We start from the raw sequence: 5,456 nt of genomic DNA on the forward strand, positions 1-5,456 counted from the left end.
GGGTGCGGGGGTGGGGGGGGGGGTGGGTACGGGGGGGGCCGCGGTGGGGGGGACCGGGGGCGACGGGGGGTGGGACCAGTTGGTGGGGGGGGGGAGGGGGGGGGGGTTGGGGGTGTACGCGGTGTTGAAGGGGGGGGGGGGGGGGGGTTTGGTGGGCGGGGGGGGGGGCCGGGGGGGGGGGCGGCCCAGCTGGTGGCGGCATGTGCTGGTGCCGGTGGTGGGGGTGGTGGTGACGGTCGCGGTCCTTGTCGAGGCGGCGGGGGCGGCGCAAGTTGTGGGGGCGGTGTGGTTGGGGGTGGGGCTGGTGGTCTTGCTGGCCCAGCGGGGGCGGGGCGCTGCCGGGGCTTCGGTGGGGCCCTCGGCGAAGCGGAACCTCTGACGGCGGGCCGCTGCGCGGGGCCTTCCCCTACCCGCCCCTTCCCGAAGCCGGGGCTGCCGCCCCGGACCCCGGCCGTGTGCTCCGCACCCGGCTTCGGGGGCTCCGCCCCCGCACCCCCGCGCCTCAAACGCCGGCGGGGCTGGAGGGGCGGGCTGCAGGGGTGGGGCTGCGCCCGGCCGTGGCGGAGCCGCGCGTCCGCCGGGGCTGGTCGCGCCCACGCGGCGGAGTCGCAGATCGAGAACAGCCGCGCGCCCCGCGCCTCAAAAGCCGGCGAGGCCGGAATGGCTGGGCTCCGAGGGCCAAGGCTCGGCCCCCGGAGCAAGGCCCCCCTCTCGGGGCGACATCGAGCCGGAGCCTGAGACGCTGTCAGCGGAGCCCGTTAGCCTGCCTGCATGGGTCTGAATACGTCGGCCGAGGCGCCGCTGCCCGTCGGCCAGGTGTCCCGGCTCATCGGGGGCTGGATCGAGCGGCTCGGTCAGGTGTGGGTGGAGGGGCAGATCACCCAGTTGTCGCGCCGCCCTGGCGCGGGGGTGGTCTTCATGACGCTGCGCGACCCCTCGCACGACATCTCGGTCAGCGTGACCTGCTTCCGGCAGGTCTACGACGACGTCGCCGACGCGGTCTCCGAGGGCGCCCGGGTCGTCATCCTGGCGAAGCCGGAGTGGTACGCGCCGCGCGGCCAGCTGTCCCTGCGGGCCACGGAGATACGGCCGGTCGGCATCGGCGAGCTGCTGGCGCGGCTCGAGCGGCTCAAGCGCTCCCTGGCCTCGGAGGGGCTGTTCGCGCTGGAGCGCAAGAAGCCGCTGCCCTTCCTGCCGCAGCTGATCGGGCTGGTGGTCGGGCGGGCGTCGGCGGCCGAGCGGGACGTCCTGGAGAACGCCCGTCGCCGCTGGCCGGCAGTCCGCTTCGAGGTGCGCAACGTGGCGGTCCAGGGCGTGCACGCGGTGCCGCAGGTGGTCCAGGCGGTCAAGGAGCTCGACGCGCTGGACGAGGTCGACGTGATCATCGTGGCGCGCGGCGGCGGCAGCGTCGAGGACCTGCTGCCGTTCTCGGACGAGCAGGTGGTCCGGGCCGTGTCGGCGGCACGTACGCCGGTGGTCTCGGCGATCGGGCACGAGCCGGACTCCCCGCTGCTGGACCTGGTCGCGGACCTGCGCGCCTCGACCCCGACGGACGCCGCGAAGAAGGTCGTACCGGACGTCGGCGAGGAGCTCGAGCGGGTGCGGCAGCTGCGCGACCGGGCGCTGCGCTCCGTACGGGGCCTGCTGGACCGGGAGGAGCGGGGCCTGGAGCACGCGCTGGCCCGCCCGGTGTTCGTCCATCCGCAGCGGATGGTCGAGACTCGGCAGGACGAACTGGAGGCCCTGCTGGCGCGCAGCCGGCGCACGCTGGGGCACCTGCTGGACCGGGCCGAATCCGAGCTGGCCCATACCCGGGCCCGGGTGGTGGCCCTGTCCCCGGCGGCGACGCTGGAGCGGGGGTACGCGGTGCTCCAGCGGGCCGACGGACACGTGGTGCGGTCGGCGGACGAGGTTACGGCGGACGAGGTGCTGCGGGCCCGGGTCGCGAAGGGCGAGTTCACGGTGCGGGTCGAAGCGGCCGCCTCGGACACCCCCGACGCCCCTGACGCCTCCGACACCCCCGACGCCCCAGCCACCTCCTCCGCCCCCTCCGCCTCCTAGCGCACACGAGCACAGACGACCGACGCACGACCGACCAACCGACCGACCGACCGACACACGAGCGACACGCGAGCGAGGGAAGCAGGAATGTCCGAGACCGATACGGCGCTGGGGTACGAGCAGGCCAGGGACGAGCTCATCGACGTCGTACGCCGCCTGGAGGCGGGCGGCACCTCGCTGGAGGAGTCGCTGGCCCTGTGGGAACGCGGCGAGGAGCTGGCGAAGGTCTGCCGGCACTGGCTGGAGGGCGCCCGCGCCCGGCTGGACTCGGCGCTGGCGGCGCGCGAGGCCGACGAGGCGCGGGAGGCCGGGGAAGCCCGGGAGGGCGGCGGGTCGGCGTGATCGCCGATGTGATCCACGCCACAGCATCGACGATTTAGTTGAATTTTCATCTATTCGGGTCGTAGAGTCGGAGACACCCCTCCCCATCCGTTCGGAAGAAGGCTCTACCGATGTCTCTCGTTCTTGACGCCGCCGCTCAGGACCTGCTGTTCCGCGAGGCCCGGACCGCCAACTCGTTCTCCGACGAGCCGGTGACCGACGAGCAGGTCCAGGCCATCTACGACCTGGTCAAGTACGGCCCGACCGCCTTCAACCAGACCCCGCTGCGCATCACCCTGGTCCGCTCCCCCGAGGCCCGCCAGCGCCTGGTGAAGCACCTGGCCGAGGGCAACCAGGCCAAGACCGCCGCCGCGCCGCTGGTCGCGATCCTCTCCGCGGACAACGAGTTCCACGAGGAGCTCCCGCACCTCTTCCCGCACTTCCCGCAGGCCAAGGACGCCTTCTTCGCCGAGCGCCCGGTCCGCGAGCAGTCCGCGCTGATGAACGCCGCCCTCCAGGCCGCGTACTTCATCGTCGGCATCCGCGCCGCCGGCCTGGCCGCCGGCCCGATGACCGGCCTGGACTTCTCGGGCGTGCAGAAGGAGTTCCTGGACGACGACCACACCCCGCTGATGGTCGTCAACATCGGCAAGCCGGGCGAGGGCGCCTGGTTCGACCGCTCCCCGCGCCTGGAGTACGACCAGGTCGTCACGACCGTCTGAGTCCGGCCGCACACGCGAGCCGGCCGCACACGCGGGCAAGCCACACAGGCGGGCAAGCCACACACGCGAGAAGGCCGCCCACCCCGTCACCCGGGGTGGGCGGCCTTCTCGCGTACGCATGTCCGGGCGCGGCGCGTACGTCACGTCCGGACGCGGCGGGGCAACAGGGCGGCCCGGCAGCCCCGGCCCTCAGCCGGCCTTCTTGAACTCCAGCGCCGCCGCCATCTTCGCCAGCCCGTCGAAGGAGGCCGTGCCGGTCACCACGGTCACGTGCCCCTGCTCGCGGCGCACCAGCGCGTCGTACTTCTCGCCGTCCCAGCGCTCCCACACCAGGTCGCCGACCTGCTGGGTCTGCCCGGTGGCCACGGCCTTCTGGGTGACCTTGTCCAGGTACTTGGCGGCCGTGTCCGTGGACTGCTCCACGGCCACGTACTGGTTCTCGGGGTCGAGGAAGCCCAGGTGCCAGGCGTTGGCGTTCTTGCGCTCGTACGACACCGAGGTCGCCCGCCACTCCTGGGACAGGCCCTCGGGCGAGGCCAGCGGATACGGAGCCGCGCGCCGCGCGGTGATGGTCTCGACCCGGTAGTCCACGACGCGCGTCGGGTCGGCGGAGTCGTCATGGGGGAGGAAGATGTAGATCCCGCCGACCACGAGCCCGACCACCGCCAGCGACCGGACCATGTCCAGGACCGTCTGCTTGCCTTTCATACCTGCCACGCCCCTATCGTCCCGCATGCCCGGGGGCGATCACGGGCAGGGGTGGGTCCCGGCCGCCCGCCCGACCGATACGCCGCTCATACGTGACCCCCTCTGCTCAATTTGTCGACGTGACGATAGAGTCCTAGCACCCTCACTTTCCCGGCCGTCGTCGTACAGAAAGGTGCGCTCCGATGACCGAGCACAACCTGCCGCCCCAGCTCGAAGTCTCGCCCGAAGCCCCCGACCGCAACCTCGCCCTGGAACTCGTCCGGGTCACCGAGGCCGCTGCCATGGCCGCCGGTCGCTGGGTGGGACGCGGCGACAAGATCGGCGCGGACGGCGCCGCGGTCAACGCCATGCGCACCCTGATCTCCACCGTCTCGATGAACGGCGTCGTCGTCATCGGTGAGGGCGAGAAGGACGAGGCGCCGATGCTCTTCAACGGCGAGCGGGTCGGCGACGGCACCGGCGCCGAGGTGGACATCGCCGTGGACCCGATCGACGGCACGACCCTCAACGCGAAGGGCATGCCCAACGCCATCGCGGTCCTGGCCGCCGCCGACCGCGGGACGATGTTCGACCCGTCCGCGGTCTTCTACATGGACAAGCTGGTCACCGGCCCCGAGGCCGCCGACTTCGTCGACATCAGCGCCCCGACCTCGGTGAACATCCGCCGCGTCGCCAAGGCCAAGAACATGGCCGTGGAGGACGTCACCGTGGTGATCCTCGACCGCCCGCGCCACGAGGGCATCGTCCGGGAGATCCGCGAGACCGGCGCCCGGATCAAGTTCATCTCCGACGGCGACGTCGCCGGCTCCATCATGGCCGCCCGCGAGGGCACCGGCGTGGACCTGCTGCTCGGCATCGGCGGCACGCCCGAGGGCATCATCTCGGCCTGCGCCATAAAGTGCCTGGGCGGTGTGATCCAGGGCAAGCTGTGGCCGAAGGACGACGCCGAGCGCCAGAAGGCCCTCGACGCCGGCCACGACCTTGACCGCGTGCTGTCGACCAACGACCTGGTCTCCGGCGAGAACGTCTTCTTCGTCGCCACCGGCATCACCGACGGCGAGCTGCTGCGCGGTGTGCACTACCGCTCCGAGACCGCCTCGACCTCCTCCCTGGTCATGCGCTCGAAGTCGGGCACCATCCGCAAGATCGACTCCACCCACCGCCTGTCGAAGCTGCGCGCGTACAGCGCGATCGACTTCGACCGCGCCCACTGAGACCCGGGCGAGGCGAACAGCCGGAAGGGGCGGCCCCCTGTGCGGTGGGGCCGCCCCTTCCGGCTGCGCGCACGGGCGTACGGGCGCGCGGGAGATGCGGGGCGTACGCGGGAGGCGTGCGGAGCGCGTGCAGCGGAGCGCGTGGAGGAAACGCGCGGGGCCGGGGCGTACGCAGGAATCGCGGAGCGCCCGGGAGGCACGGACCAGGGACAGCGCACGCGGGAGACGCGGAGCGCACGCGGGAGACGAGCAGGGCGCACACGGAAAGCGCGCAGAACGCCCGCAGCGTACGGGTCTCAGCCTGCGGTGCGTACGAGGCTCAGCCCGAGGCGCGTACGGGTCTGAGCCCGCGGCGCGTACGAGTCCCAGCCCGCAGCGCGCGTACGGGGCTCAGCCCGCGGCGGCGACCTGGCCGGCCGCGGCCTGGCCC

The 5,456-nt window shown here is 73.0% G+C and carries 5 protein-coding genes and 1 pseudogene; 5 read left to right on the forward strand and 1 reads right to left on the reverse strand.

The window, feature by feature from the left end; all coding sequences use genetic code 11:
• Positions 1–163 precede the first annotated feature (163 nt).
• The 4 genes and pseudogenes from GPJ59_RS38070 to GPJ59_RS32795 form a co-directional block, all read left to right on the forward strand.
• Positions 164–379, forward strand: a pseudogene (locus GPJ59_RS38070) (amino acid permease); the annotation flags it as partial.
• 392 nt (positions 380–771) lie between these two features.
• Positions 772–2,061: an exodeoxyribonuclease VII large subunit gene (gene xseA / locus GPJ59_RS32785; protein WP_219671559.1), complete on the forward strand. Its 1,290-nt coding sequence runs from the start codon at positions 772–774 to the stop codon at positions 2,059–2,061.
• A gap of 87 nt (positions 2,062–2,148) precedes the next feature.
• Positions 2,149–2,403, forward strand: coding sequence for an exodeoxyribonuclease VII small subunit (locus GPJ59_RS32790; protein WP_219671560.1), 255 nt, complete (start codon positions 2,149–2,151; stop codon positions 2,401–2,403).
• 110 nt (positions 2,404–2,513) lie between these two features.
• Positions 2,514–3,104 carry a malonic semialdehyde reductase gene (locus tag GPJ59_RS32795; protein ID WP_219671561.1) on the forward strand — a complete coding sequence of 197 codons (591 nt, stop codon included), beginning with the start codon at positions 2,514–2,516 and terminating at the stop codon, positions 3,102–3,104.
• A 189-nt stretch (positions 3,105–3,293) separates the two neighbouring features.
• On the opposite strand, the gene GPJ59_RS32800 is transcribed toward GPJ59_RS32795, so the two are convergent.
• Positions 3,294–3,812, reverse strand: a complete 519-nt coding sequence (locus GPJ59_RS32800; protein ID WP_258025268.1) for a DUF4245 domain-containing protein — start codon at positions 3,810–3,812, stop codon at positions 3,294–3,296.
• Between the two features lie 182 nt (positions 3,813–3,994).
• On the opposite strand from GPJ59_RS32800, the gene glpX reads away from it, so the two are divergent.
• Positions 3,995–5,026 carry a class II fructose-bisphosphatase gene (glpX, locus tag GPJ59_RS32805; RefSeq protein ID WP_219671563.1) on the forward strand — a complete coding sequence of 344 codons (1,032 nt, stop codon included), beginning with the start codon at positions 3,995–3,997 and terminating at the stop codon, positions 5,024–5,026.
• Positions 5,027–5,456: the final 430 nt, after the last annotated feature.

It is taken from the genome of Streptomyces bambusae, assembly GCF_019400985.1.
In the GTDB taxonomy this organism is placed as follows: domain Bacteria; phylum Actinomycetota; class Actinomycetes; order Streptomycetales; family Streptomycetaceae; genus Streptomyces; species Streptomyces bambusae_A.

What these genes read in the sequence shown, in the direction of transcription:
- glpX (WP_219671563.1), top strand. Translation starts at nt 3,995, where the DNA reads ATGACCGAGCACAACCTGCCGCCCCAGCTCGAAGTCTCGCCCGAAGCC.
- xseA (WP_219671559.1), top strand. Translation starts at nt 772, where the DNA reads ATGGGTCTGAATACGTCGGCCGAGGCGCCGCTGCCCGTCGGCCAGGTG.
- GPJ59_RS32795 (WP_219671561.1), top strand. Translation starts at nt 2,514, where the DNA reads ATGTCTCTCGTTCTTGACGCCGCCGCTCAGGACCTGCTGTTCCGCGAG.
- GPJ59_RS32790 (WP_219671560.1), top strand. Translation starts at nt 2,149, where the DNA reads ATGTCCGAGACCGATACGGCGCTGGGGTACGAGCAGGCCAGGGACGAG.
- GPJ59_RS32800 (WP_258025268.1), bottom strand. Translation starts at nt 3,812, where the DNA reads ATGAAAGGCAAGCAGACGGTCCTGGACATGGTCCGGTCGCTGGCGGTG.